The following is a 22,945-nucleotide window of genomic DNA, read 5'->3' as shown; positions in this document are numbered from 1 at the left end:
TCACACAATGCCGGTGGCGTAGAAAGTACCGATCACCACAAACACCGCGAGGGTCTTGATGATCGTGATGCCGAAAATGTCCTTGTAGGCTTCGCGGTGGGTCAGCCCGGTGACCGCCAGCAGGGTGATCACCGCGCCGTTGTGGGGCAGAGTGTCCATGCCGCCGCTGGCCATGGCCGCGACCCGGTGCAGCACTTCAAGGGGGATATTGGCCGCATGGGCCGCCGAAATAAAGCTCTCGGACATCGCCGCCAGGGCGATGCTCATGCCGCCTGAGGCGGAGCCGGTGATGCCGGCCAGCAGGGTCACGGTAATTGCTTCGTTGACCAGCGGGTTGGGGATGCCCTTGAGCCAGTCCGCCAGCACCAGAAAGCCTGGCAACGAGGCGATCACCGCGCCGAAGCCGTATTCCGAGGCGGTGTTCATGGCCGCCAGCAGCGCGCCGCTGACCGCGCTTTTACTGCCTTCGGCGAGCTTGCTTTTGATCGCCGACCAGCCGAACACCAGCACCATGACGATGCCCACCAGCAACGCCGCCTGCACCGCCCAAATCGCCGTGAGCTTGGCGATGTCGGTGGTCACCGGCGTGCTCATGCCCGGCAGGCTGAGGCTGTGGGTCTTGCCATACCACTGCGGGATCCAGTGGGTGAACAGCAGGTTCATCACGCCCACCAGAATCAGCGGCGACAGCGCCACCCACGGGTTGGGCAGCGCCAGGTTGTCGGCGGTTTCCGGCTCGTTGCGCAGCTCGGTGCCATAACCTTCACCGGCGCGTTGTGCCTTGTTGCGCTGGCGCGCCAGGTAGAGCATGCCGGTGCAGAACACGAAGACCGTGCCGATCAAGCCCAGCCACGGCGCCGCCCAGGCGGTGGTGTTGAAGAAGGTGCTGGGGATGATGTTCTGGATCTGCGGCGTGCCGGGCAGGGCGTCCATGGTGAACGAGAATGCACCGAGGGCGATGGTCGCCGGGATCAGGCGCTTGGGAATGTTGCTCTGGCGGAACATCTCCGCCGCAAACGGGTACACCGCAAACACCACCACGAACAGCGACACGCCGCCGTAGGTGAGCAGGGCGCAGACCAGCACAATCACCAGCATCGCCTGGCGCGTGCCGAGCAAGCGGATGGCGGCGGCCACAATCGAGCGCGAAAAGCCCGACAGCTCGATCAGCTTGCCGAACACCGCGCCGAGCAGGAACACCGGGAAGTACAGTTTGATGAAGCCGACCATTTTTTCCATGAACACCCCGGTAAACGCAGGGGCGACGGCGGACGGATCGGTGAGCAGCACGGCGCCGAGGGCGGCGATGGGGGCAAACAGGATTACGCTGTAGCCACGGTAGGCGGCCAGCATCAGCAGCGCGAGGGCTGCCAGGGCAATGATCACACTCATGGTGTGTCTCCAGATCGAATTGTTATTTTTGTGGGGGTAGTGCGTTGGAGAGGGGCTATAGCGAGATGTGTGCCAAGTGTCTAATCTGTTGAAATATATGGATATTTATAATTTTTATAACTGAGGTTTTGCATTTTGTCTCGGTTATGAGACAAGTACATATCCAATGTGGGAGCGGGCTTGCTCGCGAATGTGGTCTATCAGCCAGCAAATTTGTTGCTGAACCACCGTATTCGCGAGCAAGCCAGCTCCCACATTAGATTGTCTTTATAATGAGATGTTTGTCTCTTTATTGGGATTCGCTGATGCCCAGCGCGACCATCTTCTTGTACAGCGTCGATCTACCCAGCCCCAGCCGCTTGGCGGCTTCCACCACATTGCCTTCACAGGCCTTGAGCGCCGCCGCAATCACCTGCCGATCAAACCGCTCCCGCGCCGCCGCAAATGTCTCGCCCTCGACCGTCTCCACTCGCCCGCGCGCCACCGGGCTGAACGTGCCGATCGCCGCGCGAATTTCGTCGGCATCCAGCACCAGGTCATCACTCAACAATGCCGCGCGTTCCAGTACGTTGCGCAGTTCACGGATATTGCCTGGCCACGCATGCTGCGCCAGCAACGCCAGGGCTTCCCGGTCCAGCTCATGCTGGCTGCGCAGCTCCTCAAGAATCGCTTCGCTCAACGCCGGAATATCTTCCAGGCGCTCACGCAGCGGTGGCACCTGGATCGGCAGCACGTTCAGTCGGTAATACAAATCCGCCCTGAATTCGCCGCGCTTGATCGCCGCTTCCAGGTCCATGGACGTGGCGGCGATCACCCGCACATCGCTGTGCACCATCTCGTTGGAGCCTACCGGTTCGTATTCCTTTTCCTGCAACACGCGCAGCAGTTTGCTTTGCAGTGGCAACGGCATGTCGCCGATTTCATCGAGGAACAGCGTGCCGCCCTGGGCGATCTGCAACTTGCCGGGGCGGCCCTTGCGGTCGGCACCGGTGAAGGCGCCTGGTGCGGTGCCGAAGAACTCGGCTTCGAGCAGGTCGCCGGGAATGGCCGCGCTGTTGATGCTGACAAACGCCTTATGGGCGCGCGTGGAGGCGCCGTGGATGGCCTGGGCCAGCAACTCTTTACCGGTGCCGGTTTCGCCCAGCAGCAACACGGGCGACTCGGCACTCGCACTGCGCCGCGCCCGGCGTTTGACTTCCAGGCTGGCCGCGCTGGTGCCTATAAAATGCGCGAAGTTGTATTTGCTCTGGCGTGAACGCAGCAGCGAGCGGGTGGAGGCCAGTTCCTGCTGCATGCTCAGGTAGCGCTCGATCAGCGGCGACAAGTTGCGCAGCTCATCAAACAGCGCAAACCCGATCGCGCCGATCACCGCGCCTGCGTCATCGTGGATCGGCAGGCGCATCACCACCAGCGGGCCTTTGGGCGTGTCCTGGATATCCAGCAGAATCGGCTGGTCGTTGCGCACCACCTGGCGTAGCAGGCTGTTGGAAATCACCTGCTCGCACGGCTGGCCGATGGCTTCATCGGCGCTTTTAAGGCCGAAACGCTTGGCATAGCGCTCGTTCATCCACACGATATTCGCGTCGCGATCGACAATCACCGTGCCTTCGCTGGACTGCTCGATGATCTCGAACAGCGACTGGATGGCCAGGCCGCGAACCTGCTGGTAGTCCTTGAGGCTGTCGCTGATGTTCATGTGTGCCGAATCCTGTGATGTGATCGTTCCCACGCTCTGCGTGGGAATGCCTCCCGTGACGCTCCGCGTCACTTGGCGAGCGGGACGCGGAGCGTCCCAGGCTGTGTTCCCACGCGGAGCGTGGGAACAATCTCATAAAGGGATGTGCGCCGCCGCCAGCAGCTCTTTGGTATAGGGATGTTGCGGCGCATCGAACACCACATGGCTCGCGCCGCGCTCCACCACCTTGCCGTCCTTGATCACGATCATGTCATGGGCCATGGCCCGCACCACCGCCAGGTCGTGGCTGATAAACAGGTAGGTCAGGCCGTATTTTTCCTGCAGTTCACGCAACAGCGCCACCACTTGTTTCTGCACGGTGCGGTCGAGGGCCGAGGTGGGTTCATCCAGCAGCATCAGCGCCGGCTTGAGCACCAGGGCGCGGGCGATGGCGATGCGTTGGCGCTGGCCGCCGGAAAATTCATGGGGGTAACGGTGGCGGCTTTCGGGGTCGAGCCCCACGTCCTTGAGCACCTGGATCACTTGCGCATCACGCTCGGCCAGGCTGCACGGCGCATGCACTTCCAGGCCCTCGCTGATGATCTGTTGCACCGACATGCGCGGGCTGAGGCTGCCGAACGGGTCCTGGAATACCACCTGCATCTGTTTGCGCCACGGGCGCATCTGCTGGTTGTTCAGCGGGTCGAGGGCTTCACCCTGAAAACGGATGCTGCCGGTGGAGTCGAGCAAGCGCAGGATCGCTTGGCCGAGGGTGGATTTGCCTGAGCCGGACTCGCCGACAATCCCCAGGGTCTTGCCACGTTGCACCCTAAGGCTGATGCCGTCGACTGCGCGCAACCAGGTTTTGCGCCTGAACAGCCCGCCGCCGAGGGGGAATTGCACGCTCAGGTCGTCAACTTGCAATACGGTTTCGCGTTCATCACTGCACAGCGCATCACCGGCCGGCTCGGCATCCAGCAGCAGTCGGCTGTAGGGGTGTTGCGGCGCGGTGAACAGCGTCTCGCAGTCGGCCTGCTCGACAATCTCGCCGGCGCGCATCACGCACACGCGCTGGGCAATGCTGCGCACCAGGTTGAGGTCGTGGCTGATCAGCAGCAGCGACATGCCCAGGCGCTGCTGCAAGGACTTGAGCAGCAGCAGGATCTTGCGCTGCACGGTCACGTCCAGCGCAGTGGTGGGTTCGTCGGCAATCAGCAGTTCCGGCTCGCAGGCCAGGGCCATGGCGATCATCACCCGCTGACGCTGGCCGCCGGAGAGTTGATGCGGGTAAGCCTTGAGGCGCTCCTGGGGGTTCTGGATGCCCACCAGTTCGAGCAGTTCCAGAATACGCGCCTGCGCGGCCTTGCCGCCCAGGCCCTTGTGCAGCAGCAGGGTTTCGCCGATCTGCTTTTCGATGCTGTGCAGCGGGTTGAGTGAGGTCATCGGCTCCTGGAAAATCATCGCAATGCGGTTGCCGCGCAGCTTTTGCAAGGTGGCCGCCGAGGCGCCGATCAGCTCCTGGCCGCGATACTTCACCGAGCCTGTGGTGTGCGTGCCGGCCTCAGGCAGCAGTTGCAGAATGGAGTGGGCGGTGACCGACTTGCCCGAGCCCGACTCGCCGACCAATGCCAGGCATTCGCCGAGGCGCACGTCCAGGCACAGGTTGCTCACCACGGTCTGGCCGTTGAAGGCGACGCTGAGGTCGCGGATCTCGATCAGGTTCATACGCAATTACTCATGAGCGTGGGTCGAAGGCATCACGCAATGCCTCGCCGATAAAGACCAGCAGCGACAGGATCAGCGCCAGTGTGAAAAACGCCGTCAGGCCCAGCCAGGGTGCTTGCAGGTTCTGCTTGCCCTGGGCGATCAGCTCGCCCAGAGAGGCACTGCCGGCGGGCATGCCGAAACCGAGAAAGTCCAGGGCGCTCAAGGTCGAAATCGCCCCGGTCAGGATAAACGGCAGGTAGCTCAAGGTGGCGGTCATGGCATTGGGCAGGATATGCCGGCGAATGATCTTGCCGTCGCCCAGACCCAGGGCACGTGCGGCCTTGACGTATTCCAGGTTGCGCCCGCGCAGGAACTCGGCGCGCACCACGTCCACCAGGGCCAGCCAGGAAAACAGCGCCATGATCCCCAGCAGCCACCAGAAATTGGGCTCGACAAAACCGGACAGAATGATCAGCAGGTACAGCACCGGCAACCCCGACCACACTTCCAGAATGCGCTGGCCGAGCAGGTCGCCCCAGCCGCCGTAATAACCCTGCAAGGCGCCGGCGGCAATGCCGATGGCGGCGCTGATGGCCGTGAGCGCCAGGGCAAACAGGATCGACACCCGCGCGCCAAAGATCACGCGCGCCAGCACATCGCGGGATTGATCATCAGTGCCCAGCCAGTTCACCGTCGAGGGCGGGCTGGGGGCAGGGCGGGTCAGTTCGTAGTTGGGCGTGTCGTCGCTGAACGGGATCGGCGGGAACAACATCCAGCCGCCGTCCTGCTTGATCAGCTTTTGCACGTAATCACTGCGGTAGTCGGCCTGGAACGGCAACTGGCCGCCGAACTGCTGCTCGGTGTAGCGCTTGAACACCGGGAAATACAGTTCGTTCTTGAAGCTGAGCACCAAGGGTTTGTCATTGGCGATCAACTCGCCGCCCAGGGTCAGGATAAACAGGCCGATAAACAGCCACAGCGACCACCAGCCGCGGCGGTTCTTCTTGAAACGCTCGAAACGTCGACGGGCCACCGGAGACAGATTAAGCATCAGGCGTTCCTCGCGGCGAAGTCGATACGCGGGTCCACCAGGGTGTAGCAGAGGTCACCGATGAGTTTTATCAAGAGTCCGAACAGGGTGAAGATAAACAATGAGCCGAACACTACCGGGTAGTCGCGGGACACGGCGGCTTCGTAGCTCATGCGGCCCAGGCCATCGAGGGAGAAGATCACCTCGATCAGCAGGGAGCCGGCAAAAAACACGCTGATAAAGGCCTGGGGAATCCCCGAGATTACCAGCAGCATGGCGTTGCGAAACACATGGCCGTAGAGCACACGCCGTTCACTCAAGCCCTTGGCGCGGGCGGTGACCACGTATTGGCGCGTAATTTCATTGAGGAATGAGTTTTTGGTCAGGATGGTCAGCGTGGCGAAACCGCCGATCACCAACGCGCTGACGGGCAACACCAGGTGCCAGAAATAGTCGGCAATTTTACCGATTGTGCTCAGTTCGTCGAAGTTCTCCGAAACCAATCCGCGCACCGGGAACCAGTTCAGCGAGGTGCCACCGGCGAACAGCACGATCAGGAACATCGCAAACAGGAAGGCCGGTATGGCGTAACCGATGACAATCGCGGTGCTGCTCCATACGTCAAAACTGCTGCCGTGGCGCACCGCCTTGCGAATCCCCAAGGGGATCGACACCAGGTAGGTGATCAAGGTGGCCCATAAACCAAGGGAAATGGTCACCGGCATTTTTTCCAGGATCAGGTCGATCACGCTTTTGCCACGAAAGAAACTGTTGCCGAAGTCCAGCTGGGCGTAGTTCTTGAGCATTAGCCACAGGCGTTCCGGCGCGGGTTTGTCGAAACCGTATTGCTTTTCGATGTCCTTGATCAATTTGGGGTCCAGGCCACGGCTGGCGCGCGAGCCGTTGACGGCTTCGCCGCCGCCACCACCAATGCCGCCGCCACCGATGCCTTGCAGGTGGGCAATGGCCTGTTCCACCGGGCCGCCGGGCGCGGCCTGCACGATCACGAAATTGACCAGCAGGATGATCACCAGCGTCGGAATAATCAGCAGCAGGCGCCGCACGATATAGGCAAACATCAGCGCGTTCCCCCGCGTTTTTTCAGCTCGGCGTTCATTTGTTCATTGGTCAGCGGTGTGGGGCTGATTTCCCACCAGGTTTCCAGCGCCTCGTCGTTCTTGGCCTCGATGGCCGGGCGACCGAAGCGGTTCCACCACGCGGCCGAAGTGCCGGGCGGGTAGTAGTTGGGGATCCACAGGTAGTTCCATTGCAGCACGCGGTCCAGGGCATGGGCATAGGTGAGCATCTGCGCCTGGGTGTTGGCTTTGACCAGCCCGCTGATCAGGCTGTCGACGGCGGGGTCTTTAAGCACCATGTAGTTGTTCGCGCCTGGGTCGTAGGCGGCCTGTGAGCCGAAATAGTTGTACAGCTCCATGCCCGGCGAGGTGGTGACCGGGAAGCCGATCACGATCATGTCGTAATCGCGTGCCATCAAGCGGTTCACGTACTGCGAAGAGTCGATGCGGCGGATATTGAGGGTGATGCCGATCTGGGCCAGGTTGCGCTTGTACGGCAGCAACAGGCGTTCCAGGCCGGCCTGGGCATTGAGGAAGGTGAACTCCAGCGGTTCGCCGTCGGCGTTGACCAGCTTGTCGCCCTTGGGTGTCCAGCCGGCCTCTTCGAGCAGTGCCAGGGCTTGCAGCTGTTTGTCACGGATCATGCCGCTGCCGTCGGTGACCGGCGCCTTGAATACCTGGGTGAACACTTCGTCCGGCACCTGGCCGCGCAGTGGCTCAAGAATCGCCAGTTCCTCTGGGGTCGGTGGTTGGCTGGCGGCCAGCGGGCTGTTGGAGAAAAAGCTCTGCTGGCGGATGTACATATTGCGCATCATCTGCCGGTTGGCCCATTCGAAATCCCACAACATGGCCAGGGCCTGGCGCACGCGGCGGTCCTTGAACATCGGTTTTTGCACGTTGAACACATAGCCCTGGGCCGGTTGCGGCATCTCCTTGGCCAAGTGCGCACGTTGCAGGCGGCCATCGTCGAGGGCCGGGCCGTTGTAGCCGATGGAGTAGCCGGTGGCGGAGAACTCGCGGTTGAAGTCATAGGCGCCGCCGCGCAGCACCTGGCGGGCCACCTCGGTGTCGCCGAAGTACTCCAGGCTCAGGTGATCGAAGTTGTACAGGCCACGGCTGACGGGCAAGTCCTTGCCCCACCAGTCGGGGTCGCGGGTGAAGGTGATGGTGCTGCCGGAGTCGATCTTGCTGATTTTATACGGGCCGCTGCCCAGCGGTGCTTCGTAGCCGCCACCGTTGGCGAAGTCGCGGGTTTTCCACCAGTGCTCGGGGAACACCGGCAGGGTGGCGATATCCAGCGCCAGGGTGCGGTTTTCATTGCTGGAAAAGTCGAAGCGCACTTGGCGCTCGCCTTCGACTTCGACGTGTTTGACGTCGGCGAACAGCGTGCGAAAGCGCAGGCTGCCCTGGGTCATCAGCAGGTCGAAGCTGTAGCGCACGTCTTCAGCGGTGATCGGCGTGCCATCGGCGAAACGTGCCTTGGGGTTGAGGTAGAAGCGCAACGACAGGCCGTCGTCGGGGCGTTCCATTTTTTCGGCGACCAGGCCGTAAACCGTGTAGGGCTCATCCAGGGAACGCTGGGCCAGCGGGGCGTAGAGCCAGCCGTCGACCTGGGACACGCCGATGCCTTTGTCTATGTATGGCAATACATGGTCGAAGCGGCCGATTTCGATGGCCGAGCGTCGCAGGCTGCCGCCTTTGGGCGCGCTGGGGTTGGCGTAGTCGAAATGGGTGAAGCCGGTGGGGTATTTGGCCGGTTCGCCGTAGACCGTGAGGTAGGTTTGCGGGGCCGCGATCACGGCGGTGCTGGCCACTAGCAGGGCCAGGGTGGAGCTGAAGAGTTTTGTGAAAAAAACCAATCGCATTATCAGCCTTGAGCGCCGGGTGAGCAGTAATAGGGATTTGTACGTTAACGGCTTATGGGTTGCCAGTCACTTGATGCACAACGGCCCACCAAAAGGCGGGCCGTTGTTTATAGCATCAGCGCGGAGGGGATCAGTCCTGGCGGCTGGTGACTTCCAGCAGGTGGTAGCCGAACTGGGTTTTTACCGGGCCTTGCACGGTGTTGACGGGGGCGCTGAAGACGACGGTGTCGAATTCCTTGACCATCTGGCCTGGGCCGAACGAACCCAGGTCACCGCCTTGACGGCTGGACGGGCAGCTGGAGTTGGCTTTGGCGATTTCTGCGAAATCGGCGCCGCCTTCGATCTGGGCCTTGAGTTCGTTGCACTTGTCTTCGGTGGAAACGAGGATGTGGCGGGCGGTGGCTTTGGCCATGGGGGTAACTCCTTGAAGTAAAAAGGGTGAGCCTACCGGATTCAGGTGGTTTTTTGTTGGCAAAGTTCCATCTTGTGGTGGGGGTGGGTTGGGTTGATTGAGTACATATCCGTTACCTAATAACGGATATGTACACGATCAAACCACACCAGCAGGCACCAAAAACGCAGCTTCCAACAACTGCCGCGTATAAGCATGCTGCGGATCCGCAAAGATCCCCGCCGCGTCGCCCTGTTCCACCACTTGCCCCTGCTTGACCACCATCAACTGGTGACTCAACGCCTTCACCACCGCCAAATCATGGCTGATAAACAGGTAGGTCAGGTTGTATTTGGCCTGCAAGCCCCGCAGCAACTCCACCACTTGCCGCTGCACCGTGCGGTCCAGCGCGGATGTCGGTTCATCGAGCAGTATCAAGCGGGGCTTGAGCACCAAGGCACGGGCGATGGCGATGCGTTGACGTTGCCCGCCGGAAAACTCATGGGGGTAACGATGCCGCGACTCCGGGTCCAGGCCCACTTCCTTGAGCGCTGCAATAATCGCCACTTCCTGCTCGGCCGGCGTACCCATCTTATGAATACGTAAGCCTTCACCCACAATCTCACTCACACACATCCGCGGGCTCAAGCTGCCGAACGGGTCTTGAAACACCACCTGCATTTCCCGACGCAGCGGGCGCACCTGTTGCTGAGTCAGGCGGTCAAGTTGCTGGCCTTCAAAGCGAATCCCGCCTTTGCTGGCGATCAAACGCAAAATCGCCAGGCCCAGGGTGGATTTGCCCGAGCCGCTTTCACCGACGATGCCCAGCGTCTGGCCCTGGGGCAGGCTGAAGTTGATGCCGTCCACCGCCTTGACGTAATCGACGGTGTTGCGCAAAAAGCCCTTTTTGATCGGAAACCAGACCTTCAGGTCGTCGACTTCCAAGAGGGGCGGCCCGACCTCGTTACTGGCTGGCCCGCCGCTGGGTTCCGCCGCCAACAGTTCCTGGGTGTAGGGGTGCTGGGGCGACTGAAACAGTGTCTCGCAATCAGCCTGTTCAACGATGCAACCCTGCTGCATCACACACACGCGGTGGGCAATGCGCCGCACCAGGTTCAGGTCATGGCTGATCAGCAGCAATGCCATGCCCAGCCGGGCCTGCAGCTCTTTGAGCAGTTCCAGGATCTTCAATTGCACGGTGACGTCGAGGGCCGTGGTCGGCTCGTCGGCGATCAGCAGTTCGGGCTCGTTGGCCAGGGCCATGGCGATCATCACCCGCTGGCGCTGGCCGCCGGAGAGTTCGTGGGGCAGGGCTTTGAGGCGTTTGTGCGGCTCGGGGATGCCCACCAGTTCAAGCAGTTCCAGGGTGCGTCGGGTCGCGACTTTGCCGGTGAGGCCCTTGTGCAGGCCGAGCACTTCGTTGATCTGCTTTTCGATGGAGTGCAGCGGGTTCAGCGAGGTCATCGGCTCCTGAAAGATCATCGCAATGCGGTTGCCGCGAATATGCCGGATGGTTTTCTCTTTGAGGGTCAGCAGATCATGCCCGGAGTAACTGATGGTGCCGGCCGGGTGCCGAGCCAGCGGGTAGGGCAGCAGACGCAGGATCGAGTGGGCGGTCACCGATTTGCCCGAGCCGCTTTCACCCACCAGCGCCAGGGTTTCGCCGCGCTTGATATCGAAGCTGACGTGGTTGACCACGCGGTGGTGATTTTCGCCGGTGACGAATTCGACGCAGAGGTCGCGGACTTCGATCAGATTGTCCTGGTTCATCTCATTTCCTCGGGTCGAAGGCATCGCGAGCGGACTCGCCGATAAACACCAGCAAACTCAACATGATCGCCAGCACGGCAAAGGCACTCATGCCCAGCCACGGCGCTTGCAGGTTGGATTTGCCCTGGGCCACCAGTTCGCCCAGGGACGGCGAACCGGCTGGCAGGCCAAAGCCAAGGAAGTCCAGGGCGGTGAGGGTGCCGATGGCGCCGGTAAGGATGAACGGCATGAAGGTCATGGTCGAGACCATGGCATTGGGCAGGATATGCCGGAACATGATCGCGCCGTTCTGCATGCCCAGGGCTCGGGCGGCGCGCACGTATTCCAGGTTGCGCCCGCGCAGGAACTCGGCGCGCACCACGTCCACCAGGCTCATCCACGAAAACAGCAACATGATGCCCAGCAGCCACCAGAAGTTGGGCTGCACAAAGCTGGCGAGGATGATCAGCAGGTACAGCACCGGCAGGCCCGACCAGATCTCCAGGAAACGCTGGCCGGCCAGGTCGACCCAGCCGCCATAGAAACCCTGCAAGGCGCCGGCGATGACGCCGATGATCGAGCTGAGCACGGTCAGCGTCAGGGCAAACAGCACCGACACGCGAAAGCCGTAGATCACCCGCGCCAGCACATCGCGGCCCTGGTCATCGGTGCCCAGCAGGTTCACCGAAGACGGCGGCGCTGGCGCAGGGACTTTCAGGTCGTAGTTGATGCTCTGGTAGCTGAACGGGATGGGCGCCCACAGCGTCCAGGCATCCTTGGCCTTGAGCAGTTCCCGGATATACGGGCTCTTGTAGTTGGCTTCCAGCGGGAATTCGCCGCCGAAGGTGGTCTCCGGGTAGCGCTTGAGCGCCGGGAAATACCAGCCACCGTCGTAATGGACTGCCAGCGGTTTGTCGTTGGCGATCAACTCGGCGCCCAGGCTCAGCACGAACAGAATCAGGAACAGCCACAGCGACCACCAGCCACGTTTGTTGGCCTTGAAGCGCTCGAACCGGCGGCGATTGAGGGGGGACAGGTTCATCTCAATGCTCCCGGCTGGCGAAGTCGATACGCGGATCGACCAGGGTGTAGGTGAGGTCACCGATCAGTTTTACGATCAGCCCCAGCAGGGTGAAGATAAACAACGTGCCGAACACCACCGGGTAATCGCGGTTGATTGCCGCTTCAAAGCTCATCAGGCCCAGGCCGTCGAGGGAAAAGATCACTTCCACCAGCAACGAGCCGGTGAAGAAGATCCCGATAAACGCCGAGGGGAAACCGGCAATCACCAGCAGCATGGCGTTACGAAACACATGGCCGTAAAGCACGCGGTGGTTGGTCAGGCCCTTGGCTTTGGCGGTGACCACATACTGTTTGTTGATTTCGTCGAGGAAGCTGTTTTTGGTCAGCAGGGTCATGGTTGCGAAGTTACCGATCACCAACGCCGTGACGGGCAGGGCCAGGTGCCAGAAATAATCGAGGATCTTGCCGCCTAAGCTCAGTTCCTCGAAGTTGTTGGAGGTCAGCCCGCGCAAGGGGAACCAGTCCAGGTAACTGCCGCCGGCAAACACCACGATCAGCAGGATCGCGAACAAAAACGCCGGGATGGCATAGCCGACGATGATCGCCGAACTGGTCCACACGTCAAAGTGGCTGCCGTGCCGCGTGGCCTTGGCGATGCCCAGCGGGATCGACACCAGGTACATGATCAGCGTGCTCCATAACCCGAGGGAGATGGACACCGGCATCTTTTCCTTGATCAGGTCGATGACCTTGGCGTCGCGAAAGAAGCTGTCGCCAAAATCCAGTCGTGCATAGTTCTTGACCATGATCCACAAGCGTTCCGGCGCCGACTTGTCGAAGCCGTACATCTTTTCGATTTCCTTGATCAGCGCCGGGTCCAGGCCCTGGGCGCCGCGGTAGCTGGAACCGGCCACCGAGACCTCGGCGCCGCCACCGGCAATACGGCTGGTGGCGCCGTCGAACCCTTCGAGTTTGGCGATCATCTGCTCGACCGGGCCACCGGGGGCGGCCTGGATGATGATGAAGTTGATCAGCAGGATCCCGAACAGTGTGGGGATGATCAGCAACAGGCGGCGAACAATATAGGCCAGCATTTAATCGCCTCCGCTCGCCGGATCGGCGCTCTGGACAGTGTCGACGGCAGGTTTGACTTCAGGTTTGGCCCACCAGGTGGCCGTGCCGACGTCGTAACGTGGCGGGACTTTGGGGTGGCCCAAGTGATCCCAGTACGCCACGCGGTAAGTCTTGATGTGCCAGTTGGGAATCACGTAGTAGCCAAACTGCAAGACCCGATCCAGCGCCCTGGCATGGTCGACCAGACTTTGGCGCGAGTCGGCGTTGATCAGTTCTTCGACGAGCTGGTCGACCACCGGGTCCTTGAGGCCCATGTAGTTGCGGCTGCCGGATTTGTCGGCGGCGGCGGACGACCAGAATTCGCGCTGCTCGTTACCTGGCGAGGTGGACTGCGGAAAGCTGCCCACCAGCATGTCGAAGTCCCGTGAACGCAGGCGGTTGATGTATTGCGAAACGTCAACGCGGCGGATCACCAGGTTGATCCCAAGGTCTGCCAGGTTGCGCTTGAAGGGCAGCAGTACCCGTTCGAAATCGGTCTGGGTCAACAGAAACTCGATGTTTACCGGCTTGCCGGTGGTGTCGACCATCTTGTCGTCGACGATCTTCCAGCCAGCCTCCTGCAACAGCTGGTAAGCCTCACGCTGCTGGGTGCGGATCATGCCGCTGCCGTCGGTTTTGGCCGGCTCGAAGGCTTGGGTAAAGACTTCGGCGGGGAGCTTGTCGCGAAACGGCGCCAGGATGGCGGTTTCCGCCGGGCCGGGCAGTCCGGTGGCAGCCATCTCCGAGTTTTCGAAGTAGCTGCGGGTGCGGGTGTAGGCGCCATTGAACAGCTGTTTGTTGCTCCACTCGAAATCCAGCAGCAGGCTGATGGCCTTGCGTACCCGCACATCCTGGAACATCGGTTTGCGCGTATTGAACACAAACCCCTGCATGCCGGTGGGGTTGCCGTTGGGAATTTCTTCCTTGATCAACCGGCCCTGGGCCACGGCCGGAATGTTGTAGGCGTTGGCCCAGTTTTTGGCGCTGAACTCCAGCCAATAGTCGAACTGCCCGGCTTTCAAGGCTTCCAGGGCCACGGTGCTGTCACGGTAGTAGTCGGTGATGCGGTTATCGAAGTTGTAGAACCCCTTGGCCACCGGTAAGTCCTTGGCCCAGTAATCCTTGACCCGCTCATAGCGCACCATGCGCCCCGGTTTGACCTCGGCGACCTTGTACGGGCCGCTGCCCAGCGGTATTTCCAGGTTGCCCTTGGCAAAGTCGCGCGTTGCCCACCAATGCTTGGGCAATACCGGCAGTTGGCCGAGGATCAGCGGTAGTTCACGGTTATTGGTGCGCTTGAACTTGAACAGCACGCGCAGCGGGTCTTCGGCGACCACTTCGTCGACGTCGGCGTAGTAGTTGCGGTAGAGCGGCGAACCGTCCTTGATCAGCGCCTGGAAGGTAAACACCACGTCTTCGGCACGGATCGGGTGGCCATCATGAAAGCGCGCTTCGGGGCGCAGGTAGAAGCGCACCCAACTGTTATCCGGAGCCTTTTCGATCTTGCCGGCCACCAGGCCGTACTCGGTGACGGGCTCGTCCAGGCTTTGCATGGCCAGGGTGTCGTAGATCAGCGGCAGGTTGTCCGCAGGTACGCCCTTGCTGATGTAGGGGTTGAGGCTGTCGAAGCCGCCCATGCTCGATTCACGGAAGGTGCCGCCCTTGGGCGCATCGGGGTTTACATAGTCGAAATGCTTGAAGTCGGCGGGGTACTTGGGTGGCTCGCTGTACAGGGTCAGCGCATGTTGCGGCGCGGCGTTGGCCGCGCCGCACGCTAACAGCGCGCCAAACAGGGCGGTGCGCAAATTCATCATTGGGCTTTCTCCGAAGCTTTCAGCCACCATGCGCTCAGGCCCAGGCTGTAGGGCGGCGTGGTGACAAAGGCGAACCGGTTGCGGTACGCCAAGCGATGATAGTTGAGGTACCAGTTGGGAATACTGTAGTGCTGCCACAGCAGCACCCGGTCGAGGGCGCGGCCGGCGGCCAATTGTTCTTCGCGGGTCTGCGCCGCCAGCAGTTGGTCGAGCAGGTGATCGACCACCGGGTTGGTGATGCCGGCGTAGTTTTTGCTGCCCTTGATGGCCGCCTGGCTGGAGTGGAAGTACTGCCACTGCTCAAGGCCGGGGCTCAAGGTCTGGTTGAGGGTGATCAGGACCATGTCGTAGTCGAACTGATCCAGACGCTGTTTGTATTGCGCGCGGTCAACGGTGCGCAGTCGCGCGTCGATGCCGATGCTTTTGAGGTTCTCGACGTAGGGCTGCAGGATGCGTTCAAGGTTCGGGTTGACCAGCAGGATCTCGAAGCGCAGCGGTTGGCCCTTACTGTCCAGCAGGCGCTGGTCGGAGAGTTTCCAGCCGGCTTCGCCGAGCAACCCCAGGGCGCGGCGCATGGTCTCGCGCGGAATGCCCCGCCCGTCGGTCTGCGGCAGGCTGAAGGCTTGAGTGAACAGGTTGGGCGGCAACTGATCGCGGTAGGGCGAGAGCATCAGCCATTCATGCCCCACCGGCACACCCGTCGCAGCAAACTCGCTGTTGGGGTAGTAACTGAGCGTGCGTTTATAGGCGTTGCTGAACAGCGTGCGGTTGGTCCATTCAAAATCGAACATCAGCCCCAGCGCCTCACGCACCTTGGTCTGGCTGAAGGTCGGCCGCCGCGTGTTCATGAACAGGCCCTGGCTCTGGGTCGGGATCTGGTGGGCGATCTGCGCCTTGATCACGTCGCCGCGGTTGACCGCCGGAAAGTTGTAGCCGGTGGCCCAGTTCTTGGCCTGGTGTTCGATATAGATATCGAATTCACCGGCCTTGAAGGCTTCGAAGGCCACATCGCTGTCGCGGTAGAACTCCACTTCGACCTTGTCGTAGTTGTAGAAACCCTGGTTGACCGGCAGGTCTTTGCCCCAGTAATCCTTGACCCGCTCGAACACCAGTTGGCGGCCTGGGGTGACTTTGGTGATGCGATACGGCCCGCTGCCCAGGGGCGGCTCGAAGGTGGTGGCCTTGAAATCGCGGTTCTTCCAGTAATGCTGGGGCAGTACCGGCAGTTCGCCCAGACGCAGGATCAGCAGTGGGTTGCCGGCGCGCTTGAACACAAAACGGATGCGATGGCGGTTGAGGATGTCGACCCGTGCGACTTCCTGCAGGTTGGTGCGGTACTGCGGGTGGCCTTCGGTGAGCAGAGTGCGATAGGAAAACGCCACGTCATAGGCGGTGATCGGCTTGCCATCATGGAAACGCGCTTCGGGGCGCAGGTTGAACACCACCCAGCTGCGGTCCTCGCTGTACTCCACCGATTGGGCAATCAGCCCGTAGCTGGAGGTGGGTTCGTCACCGGACGGCGCATACTGGCCGGTGCCGACCATCAGCGGCTCGTTCAGCTCGTTGACGCCGTATTGCAGGAAATTGGGCGTGGAAACCGGGCTGGTGCCCTTGAAGGTGTAGGGGTTGAGGGTGTCGAAGGTGCCAAATGCCATGACCCGCAAGGTCCCACCTTTGGGCGCTGCAGGGTTTACCCAATCGAAGTGGGTGAATTTGGCCGGGTACTTGAGCGTGCCGAACTGCGTGTAACCGTGGCTCTCGGTAATCGTCGCGTTCGCAGCAAAGCTCAAGGCCAGACTTATTAGTAGAAGGAGGGGACGCTTCAAGTCAGAGATCCGATCCAGGCGGCTTGGGCTTTATGATCGGTACAGTAACAGCTTGTTCCGGTTGGAAAAAGGTGGCTGAAACCACTGGAGATCCAATGTGGGAGCGGGCTTGCTCGCGAATGCAGTGTGTCAGTCAACAGAGACGTTGAATGTGCCACCGCTTTCGCGAGCAAGCCCGCTCCCACATTTGCTCCCCAATGTTCTTGAGGGGTTAGCGCGGCCCAGAAACCACCAGCATCTGCCCTGGCTTGAGTGCCTGGCCAGTACGCGGGTTCCAACGCTTGAGATGTTGCATCTCCACGTTGAAGCGCTTGGCGACGATGTACAGCGAGTCGCCTTTCTTGACCTTGTACTGCACCGGCTTCTTGCTGCTGGCCACCAGTTTGCGAGTGTCCTGCATCACCAGGGTCTGGCCGACCTTGAGGGCCTGGCCGTTGAGCTTGTTCCAGCGCTGCAGGTCATGCACATCGACCTTGTTCGCCTTGGCGATCAGCGTGAGGTTGTCGCCGCTGCGCACCTTGTAGTTGCGCGTACGCCCGGCCACCCGTGTGCTCTCAACTTCGTCGAACACCTGCTTTTTCGGGCGCATTGCCAGTAACTCTTCCGGCTTCATCGTCGAAAGGGTGCTGGTGAGCAACTGCGCCTTGGAGCTGGGCACGAGCAAATGCTGCGGGCCGTCCAGGGTGGTGCGTTGTTTCAGGGCCGGGTTGAGCTGGAACAGTTCGTCTTCGTCGATCTCGGCCAGCGCGGCAACCCGGGACAGGTCCATGCTTTGCTTGACTTCAACGACTTCGAAGTACGGCGTGTTGGCAATCGGGCTCAGGTTGACGCCGTAGGCCTCGGGGGCCAGCACCACCTGGGACAACGCGAGGAACTTGGGCACGTAGTCCTTGGTTTCCTGGGGCAGGGGCAGGTTCCAGTAATCGGTGGGCAGGCCAAGCTTTTCATTGCGCTCGATGGCCCGGCTGACCGTGCCTTCGCCGGCGTTGTAGGCCGCCAGGGCCAGCAGCCAGTCGCCGTTGAACATGTCATGCAGACGCGTCAGATAGTCCAGGGCGGCGGTGGTGGAGGCGGTGATATCGCGGCGGCCGTCGTAGGCGCGGGTCTGGCGCAGGTTGAAGTAGCGCCCGGTGGAGGGGATGAACTGCCACAAGCCGACCGCATCGCTGCGCGAATAGGCCATCGGGTTGTAGGCACTTTCGATCACTGGCAGCAGCGCCAGCTCCAGGGGCATATTGCGTTCTTCGAGGCGTTCGACGATGTAATGAATGTAGAGGCTGCCGCGTTCTCCGGCGTTCTCTAAAAAGGACGGGTTGCTGGCGAACCACAAGCGTTGTTGCTCGATGCGCGGGTTCACACCCAGGCCGTCCTGCAATTGAAAGCCCCGGCGCATGCGTTCCCAGACATCCTGGGGCACTTCGGGGCTAGGCTTCTCTGAGAGCCAAATAGGTTTTTGCTTGATCTTGGCAGCAAGATTGGGTTTGGGTTGCACGGTGGATTGTGCAGCGAAATTGGTCGATTGGCAGCCCGCCAGAGTCGCGGAAACGGCCACCGCCACGGCTTGAGCCAGGCGGGTCAATGCGTCTGAAGAAATGGATTTACGAATAGATGACGACATTGGCTGGAAGTAAGTTCCGGGCAAAAATGTCGGGCGATTCTAGAAAGCGCTTTGGTTCCGGTCAACCATTCAGAAATTCCGTATCAGATTGCATCCGCTTAGAACTTATCTTTCCAAGCCCTCAAGCTAGCAAACACCTCGGCCCCAGTGCGGTTGTCGCGACCATTCCGTTCGTCCGCTTTTTGTTTAACGGATGTTTCGGCGGTACGCAGAAAAGGGTTAGTACGTTTTTCCAGGGCCAGGTTGGACGGCAGCGTCATCTCGCCACGGGCGCGTAATTGCTTGACGCTTTCGACGCGTTCGGCAATATCGGCGTTGCCCGGCTCCACGGCCTGGGCAAATGTGAGGTTACTTTGCGTGTACTCGTGAGTGCAGTACACCAGCGTGTCGGCGGGCAGGGCCGCCAGGCGCTCAAGGGAGGTGTGCATTTGTTCCGGGGTGCCTTCGAACAGGCGCCCGCAGCCGGCGGCAAACAGGGTGTCGCCACAAAACAGCACGCCCTGGTGATAGTAGGCGATATGGCCGAGGGTATGGCCGGGCACGCTATAAACGTCGAAGTCCCAGCCGAGTGCGTTGATGCGCTCGTTATCGTGCAGGGCCACGTCGCGTGCCGGGATCTTCTCGTTCGCCGGGCCGTAGACCGTGGCGCCGGTGACCTGTTTGAGCTGTTCGACGCCGCCGACATGATCATGGTGGTGGTGGGTGATCAGGATGTCGCTGAGCCTGTACCCCGGGTTTTGCTGGAGCCAGGCCAGCACCGGCGCGGCATCGCCGGGGTCGACCACGGCGCAGCGTTGGGTATCAGGGTCTTGTAACAACCAGATGTAGTTATCGGTGAAGGCGGGCAGAGCACTGATCTGTATCATTCTTCGATTCGCCAAGCTGAACACATTGGTGCATCTTAGAACGTCTAGGCGAGTTGGAGAATGCAATGACTGATAAAGCGTTCGCCCAGGCTGATCCTGAATGGCTGGCCCTGATCAGCGCAGCCCGTGATTGGCTGTCCGGGCCGATCGGGCAATTTTTGCTGGATGAAGAGCGGCGCATGCTCGAAGACGAGCTGGGCCGGTTCTTTGGTGGCTACCTGGTGCACTACGGCCCGTCGGCCCAGACGCCGCCCGCTGCGCCGCAGGTGCAACGCAATGTGCGCCTGGGCGCGCCGTTGCCTGGGGTAGAGATCGTGTGCGAGGAACAGGCCTGGCCGCTGAGCGAACATGCCGCCGACGTGGTGGTGCTGCAGCATGGCCTGGATTTCTGCCTGTCGCCCCACGGTTTGCTGCGCGAGGCTGCCAGCAGCGTGCGCCCAGGTGGCCATTTGCTGATTATCGGCATCAACCCCTGGAGCAGTTGGGGCCTGCGCCATGTGTTCGCCCATGACGGCCTGCGCCAGGCGCGCTGCATCGCGCCGTCGCGGGTGGGCGACTGGTTGAACCTGCTGGGCTTCGCGCTGGAGAAACGCCGCTTCGGGTGCTATCGTCCGCCGCTTGCGTCTGCCAAGTGGCAAGGTCGTCTGGCCGGCTGGGAACGCCGGGCGGGTGCCTGGCAACTGTCGGGCGGCGGCTTCTATTTATTGGTGGCGCGCAAGATCGTGGTCGGGCTGCGGCCGGTGCGCCAGGTCGCGCGTCAGCCCATGGGCAAGCTGGTGCCGATGCCGATGGCCAAGGTCAACCGCAAGCAAAGCGAACCGTAAAACCCTCTTTTTGATTTAAGACCGAGCAACTGATGACCGATACCGTAGAACTCTTCACCGATGGCGCCTGCAAGGGCAACCCTGGCCCCGGCGGCTGGGGCGCGTTGCTGGTGTGCAAAGGCGTGGAGAAGGAACTGTGGGGCGGCGAAGCCAACACCACCAACAACCGCATGGAGCTGATGGGCGCCATTCGCGGCCTGGAAGAACTCAAGCGTCGCTGTGACGTGCTGTTGGTGACCGACTCGCAGTACGTGATGAAGGGCATCAACGAGTGGATGGTCAACTGGAAGAAGCGCGGCTGGAAAACCGCGGCCAAGGAGCCGGTAAAGAATGCCGACCTGTGGCAACTGCTCGATGAGCAATGCAATCGCCATAACATCACCTGGAAATGGGTACGCGGGCATATCGGCCACCCTGGCAACGAGCGCGCCGACCAGTTGGCCAATCGTGGCGTGGATGAAGTGCGGGGCTACAAACAGAGCTGAGCCGGCTGACGTGTTAACATCGCGCCCCTTGATTCACACCACACTGCACACCACCGTTGAGAGCTGAACCCTGATGGCCATCCGATCTGTTGTACTCGATACCGAAACCACCGGCATGCCGGTGACCGATGGTCACCGGATCATTGAAATCGGCTGTGTCGAATTGATGGGTCGCCGTCTCACCGGGCGTCACTTTCACGTCTACCTGCAACCGGATCGTGACAGTGACGAGGGCGCGATTGGCGTCCACGGTATCACTGATGAATTCCTCAAGGGCAAGCCGCGCTTTGCTGAAGTGGCGGACGAGTTTTTCGAGTTCATCAACGGCGCGCAGCTGATCATTCATAACGCGGCGTTCGACGTCGGCTTCATCAATAACGAGTTTGCCCTGATGGGGCAGACCGAGCGTGCGGATATCTCCCGGCACTGTTCGATCCTCGATACCTTGATGATGGCCCGTGAGCGTCACCCCGGCCAGCGCAACAGCCTGGATGCCTTGTGCAAACGTTATGGCGTCGACAACTCCGGCCGTGAACTGCACGGCGCCTTGCTCGACTCCGAGATTCTTGCCGACGTTTACCTGACCATGACCGGCGGCCAGACCAGCCTGTCCCTGGCCGGTAACGCTTCCGATGGCAGCGGCTCGGCGGAAGGCTCGGGCAACCGGCCTTCGGAAATTCGTCGTTTGGCGGCCGATCGCAAGCCGACCACCATCATCCGTGCCAGCGAGCAGGATCTGGCCGAGCATGCGGCGCGCTTGGAAGCGATTGCCAAGTCGGCGGGTGCGCCGGCGTTGTGGTCGCAACTGACCCAGCAATAATCACGGTCGAGCACGGTTGAACATGTGGGAGCAGGCAAGCCAGCTCTTATCAAACAAAAAATAACTCATTGTTTTTGCTCTTAAAAATCAAGCCGCTTTAACCAGCTGCAACCCCAACTTTCGCGCCTTGCGCTCCAAGGCGCGCAGTTGCCGGTCCCGGCTACGCTCTTCAAATTCCTCTATTCCTTTCTCAACATAAGGCTGACCTTTGGTCAGCATCGCGTAGATCAGTCGTGCCAGTTGATGCGCTGTCGCCTTAATCGCGCAACAGGTGTCCATCCGGGTCAGGCGCGCTCGGTGGCTGGCACCGATAAAACTTTTGTCGTTACGTGCAATAGAGGCGGCTTGCTTCAGCGCTTGAGCAGCTCGATTAATCACTTTCACCGTCTTTCCAGGAAGGGGTTTTCCTCCCGAAATTCTCGTCGGCGGTGCGAGGCCTAACCACGAACAGAAGTGCTGCGAAGTCGGAAAACGTGATAAATCCGCCCCCAATTCACTGGCCAAAACCAAAGCCGTGTCGATTCCTATGGTTGGGATTGCGGTCAAATCCACGCCCATGACCTTGTTCAGTGCGCGATGCAAAATCAGTTGCTGCTCATTTGAGCGGTGTGGGTTGCGCAGTGTTTTACTGGGCGGGACAACATCCGCCTGAAGCACTGGAAGTCGTTCCAGTGCGTGAGCAATGGCTTGGTCGCACTCACCAATTTGCTTTTCCAGAAAATCATAAGCCGCCAATTCCTGGCTCAGCGCATGCAAATGCTCGGCTCGCCAATTACCCCGCAAGCTACGGGCGACGGTGGCCTGGTCGGCTTTGACACGCTTGTCTCTGAGCATGGCGAGCACTTCTGGATCTCGTTCGCCCTCAACGATTGCTCGCAAAATGCTCATACCCGTCACCCCGGCAATGTTGCTGATGACCTGAGCCAGCTGGATGTTCATTTGGACCAGCGCCTTTTGCATCCGATTAAGCGCTTTGGCTTGGTCACGAACTTTATTACTACGCTGACGGACCAGTGAACGCAGTGAGCACACTTCGTCCGAGGGCCGAAAAGCGCCTCTCAGCAGGCCGTGCGTCATGAGCTGAAGGATCCACTGGCAATCAAGTACATCGGACTTTCGGCCGGTTATCTGCCGCGTTGCCCGCGAATTAACCAGATAGACCTTAAAACCTCTTCTATCCAATATTTCAAAAAGCGGGATCCAATAAACCCCGGTTGCTTCCATCGCCACCATCTTGACGCCCATGGATTCAAACCAGTCGGCCATGGCGTGCAAATCGTCGGTGAAGGTTGAAAACCTTTTAACCGGGTCAGCGCATTTGGTCGGATCAACGGCGGCCAAATGTTCACCGCCTCCAACATCAACGGCAGCGCAGTCAGGGTGGATGACCTCAAAACGTTTTTGGTTCTTGCGCGTCATGACAATTCCTCGCAGGATTGAATGACGCGGGCGGGGTACACGGTGGCGAGCGGATTCACTCTCTTATACGTGGTCACAGCTTGCTGTGCCGACAATGACTCCACGCCGATACCGTGCAGGCCACTCTCCCACTCGGGTGCTGACACACCAGTGCTGGTTACGGCCTTTGCCCCGCCCGCGTTCTTCAACCTTACGATGAACCAGTTTGATGCGCGACAGCGCTACATCGAAGAGGTGGCGGGTCCTCCCACA

Annotated in this window: 18 protein-coding genes; 3 read left to right on the top strand and 15 right to left on the bottom strand. The window is 60.6% G+C overall.

Annotation, left to right across the window (positions count from 1 at the left end; translation table 11 throughout):
* From BFP92_RS11190 to gloB, 14 genes are all read right to left on the bottom strand, one after another.
* Positions 1-1,392, bottom strand: coding sequence for a GntP family permease (locus BFP92_RS11190; RefSeq protein WP_058421914.1), 1,392 nt, complete (start codon positions 1,390-1,392; stop codon positions 1-3).
* Between the two features lie 289 nt (positions 1,393-1,681).
* Positions 1,682-3,088 carry a sigma-54 interaction domain-containing protein gene (locus tag BFP92_RS11185; protein WP_065929532.1) on the bottom strand — a complete coding sequence of 469 codons (1,407 nt, stop codon included), beginning with the start codon at positions 3,086-3,088 and terminating at the stop codon, positions 1,682-1,684.
* A 132-nt stretch (positions 3,089-3,220) separates the two neighbouring features.
* Positions 3,221-4,792 (bottom strand): ABC transporter ATP-binding protein, encoded by a 1,572-nt coding sequence (locus BFP92_RS11180; protein WP_065929531.1) that lies wholly within the window; start codon positions 4,790-4,792, stop codon positions 3,221-3,223.
* A gap of 10 nt (positions 4,793-4,802) precedes the next feature.
* Positions 4,803-5,825 carry an ABC transporter permease gene (locus BFP92_RS11175; RefSeq protein WP_065929530.1) on the bottom strand — a complete coding sequence of 341 codons (1,023 nt, stop codon included), beginning with the start codon at positions 5,823-5,825 and terminating at the stop codon, positions 4,803-4,805.
* Positions 5,825-6,883: a microcin C ABC transporter permease YejB gene (locus BFP92_RS11170; protein ID WP_065929529.1), complete on the bottom strand. Its 1,059-nt coding sequence runs from the start codon at positions 6,881-6,883 to the stop codon at positions 5,825-5,827. The genes BFP92_RS11175 and BFP92_RS11170 overlap by 1 nt, the downstream gene beginning before the upstream one ends.
* On the bottom strand, positions 6,883-8,745 hold the full coding sequence (locus tag BFP92_RS11165) for an extracellular solute-binding protein (protein WP_065929528.1): 1,863 nt from the start codon (positions 8,743-8,745) through the stop codon (positions 6,883-6,885). The genes BFP92_RS11170 and BFP92_RS11165 overlap by 1 nt, the downstream gene beginning before the upstream one ends.
* 130 nt (positions 8,746-8,875) lie before the next feature.
* On the bottom strand, positions 8,876-9,157 hold the full coding sequence (locus tag BFP92_RS11160) for a peptidylprolyl isomerase (RefSeq protein ID WP_005788801.1): 282 nt from the start codon (positions 9,155-9,157) through the stop codon (positions 8,876-8,878).
* Positions 9,158-9,295: 138 nt separating this feature from the next.
* Positions 9,296-10,906 carry an ABC transporter ATP-binding protein gene (locus BFP92_RS11155; RefSeq protein ID WP_065929527.1) on the bottom strand — a complete coding sequence of 537 codons (1,611 nt, stop codon included), beginning with the start codon at positions 10,904-10,906 and terminating at the stop codon, positions 9,296-9,298.
* 1 nt (position 10,907) lies between these two features.
* Positions 10,908-11,927 carry an ABC transporter permease gene (locus BFP92_RS11150; protein WP_065929526.1) on the bottom strand — a complete coding sequence of 340 codons (1,020 nt, stop codon included), beginning with the start codon at positions 11,925-11,927 and terminating at the stop codon, positions 10,908-10,910.
* Position 11,928: 1 nt separating this feature from the next.
* Positions 11,929-13,002, bottom strand: coding sequence for a microcin C ABC transporter permease YejB (locus BFP92_RS11145; RefSeq protein ID WP_017136937.1), 1,074 nt, complete (start codon positions 13,000-13,002; stop codon positions 11,929-11,931).
* Complete coding sequence (locus tag BFP92_RS11140; RefSeq protein ID WP_065929525.1) at positions 13,003-14,835, bottom strand: extracellular solute-binding protein; 1,833 nt, start codon at positions 14,833-14,835, stop codon at positions 13,003-13,005.
* The gene (locus BFP92_RS11135; protein ID WP_065929524.1) at positions 14,832-16,661 is read right to left on the bottom strand and encodes an extracellular solute-binding protein; all 1,830 of its coding nucleotides are present in this window, start codon (positions 16,659-16,661) and stop codon (positions 14,832-14,834) included. The genes BFP92_RS11140 and BFP92_RS11135 overlap by 4 nt, the downstream gene beginning before the upstream one ends.
* Before the next feature lie 211 nt (positions 16,662-16,872).
* Positions 16,873-18,279 carry a transglycosylase SLT domain-containing protein gene (locus tag BFP92_RS11130; protein ID WP_056859491.1) on the bottom strand — a complete coding sequence of 469 codons (1,407 nt, stop codon included), beginning with the start codon at positions 18,277-18,279 and terminating at the stop codon, positions 16,873-16,875.
* A gap of 98 nt (positions 18,280-18,377) precedes the next feature.
* Positions 18,378-19,145: a hydroxyacylglutathione hydrolase gene (gene gloB, locus BFP92_RS11125; protein WP_065929523.1), complete on the bottom strand. Its 768-nt coding sequence runs from the start codon at positions 19,143-19,145 to the stop codon at positions 18,378-18,380.
* A gap of 65 nt (positions 19,146-19,210) precedes the next feature.
* On the opposite strand from gloB, the gene BFP92_RS11120 reads away from it, so the two are divergent.
* The 3 genes from BFP92_RS11120 to dnaQ all read left to right on the top strand — a co-directional run bounded on the left by BFP92_RS11120 (position 19,211) and on the right by dnaQ (position 21,274).
* On the top strand, positions 19,211-19,969 hold the full coding sequence (locus tag BFP92_RS11120) for a class I SAM-dependent methyltransferase (protein ID WP_017136933.1): 759 nt from the start codon (positions 19,211-19,213) through the stop codon (positions 19,967-19,969).
* A gap of 32 nt (positions 19,970-20,001) precedes the next feature.
* Positions 20,002-20,454 carry a ribonuclease HI gene (rnhA, locus tag BFP92_RS11115; RefSeq protein WP_003207474.1) on the top strand — a complete coding sequence of 151 codons (453 nt, stop codon included), beginning with the start codon at positions 20,002-20,004 and terminating at the stop codon, positions 20,452-20,454.
* A 79-nt stretch (positions 20,455-20,533) separates the two neighbouring features.
* Entirely contained in the window at positions 20,534-21,274 is a 741-nt protein-coding gene (dnaQ, locus tag BFP92_RS11110) for a DNA polymerase III subunit epsilon (RefSeq protein WP_163005484.1), read from the top strand.
* Positions 21,275-21,361: 87 nt separating this feature from the next.
* Here dnaQ and BFP92_RS11105 read toward each other — a convergent pair whose 3' ends face one another.
* Positions 21,362-22,693: an IS110 family RNA-guided transposase gene (locus tag BFP92_RS11105; protein WP_065911656.1), complete on the bottom strand. Its 1,332-nt coding sequence runs from the start codon at positions 22,691-22,693 to the stop codon at positions 21,362-21,364.
* Positions 22,694-22,945 lie beyond the last annotated feature (252 nt).

Source organism: Pseudomonas sp. 58 R 3 (genome assembly GCF_900006605.1).
GTDB lineage: Bacteria > Pseudomonadota > Gammaproteobacteria > Pseudomonadales > Pseudomonadaceae > Aquipseudomonas > Aquipseudomonas salomonii.
The sequence above is the reverse complement of the archived record's forward strand: the minus strand, read 5'-3'. Positions and strand labels throughout refer to the sequence as shown.

Bases quoted from the DNA above. Each gene is read 5' to 3' on its own strand.
- BFP92_RS11190 (WP_058421914.1), bottom strand. From the start codon at position 1,392: ATGAGTGTGATCATTGCCCTGGCAGCCCTCGCGCTGCTGATGCTGGCC.
- BFP92_RS11185 (WP_065929532.1), bottom strand. From the start codon at position 3,088: ATGAACATCAGCGACAGCCTCAAGGACTACCAGCAGGTTCGCGGCCTG.
- BFP92_RS11180 (WP_065929531.1), bottom strand. From the start codon at position 4,792: ATGAACCTGATCGAGATCCGCGACCTCAGCGTCGCCTTCAACGGCCAG.
- BFP92_RS11175 (WP_065929530.1), bottom strand. From the start codon at position 5,825: ATGCTTAATCTGTCTCCGGTGGCCCGTCGACGTTTCGAGCGTTTCAAG.
- BFP92_RS11170 (WP_065929529.1), bottom strand. From the start codon at position 6,883: ATGTTTGCCTATATCGTGCGGCGCCTGCTGCTGATTATTCCGACGCTG.
- BFP92_RS11165 (WP_065929528.1), bottom strand. From the start codon at position 8,745: ATGCGATTGGTTTTTTTCACAAAACTCTTCAGCTCCACCCTGGCCCTG.
- BFP92_RS11160 (WP_005788801.1), bottom strand. From the start codon at position 9,157: ATGGCCAAAGCCACCGCCCGCCACATCCTCGTTTCCACCGAAGACAAG.
- BFP92_RS11155 (WP_065929527.1), bottom strand. From the start codon at position 10,906: ATGAACCAGGACAATCTGATCGAAGTCCGCGACCTCTGCGTCGAATTC.
- BFP92_RS11150 (WP_065929526.1), bottom strand. From the start codon at position 11,927: ATGAACCTGTCCCCCCTCAATCGCCGCCGGTTCGAGCGCTTCAAGGCC.
- BFP92_RS11145 (WP_017136937.1), bottom strand. From the start codon at position 13,002: ATGCTGGCCTATATTGTTCGCCGCCTGTTGCTGATCATCCCCACACTG.
- BFP92_RS11140 (WP_065929525.1), bottom strand. From the start codon at position 14,835: ATGATGAATTTGCGCACCGCCCTGTTTGGCGCGCTGTTAGCGTGCGGC.
- BFP92_RS11130 (WP_056859491.1), bottom strand. From the start codon at position 18,279: ATGTCGTCATCTATTCGTAAATCCATTTCTTCAGACGCATTGACCCGC.
- gloB (WP_065929523.1), bottom strand. From the start codon at position 19,145: ATGATACAGATCAGTGCTCTGCCCGCCTTCACCGATAACTACATCTGG.
- BFP92_RS11120 (WP_017136933.1), top strand. From the start codon at position 19,211: ATGACTGATAAAGCGTTCGCCCAGGCTGATCCTGAATGGCTGGCCCTG.
- rnhA (WP_003207474.1), top strand. From the start codon at position 20,002: ATGACCGATACCGTAGAACTCTTCACCGATGGCGCCTGCAAGGGCAAC.
- BFP92_RS11105 (WP_065911656.1), bottom strand. From the start codon at position 22,693: ATGACGCGCAAGAACCAAAAACGTTTTGAGGTCATCCACCCTGACTGC.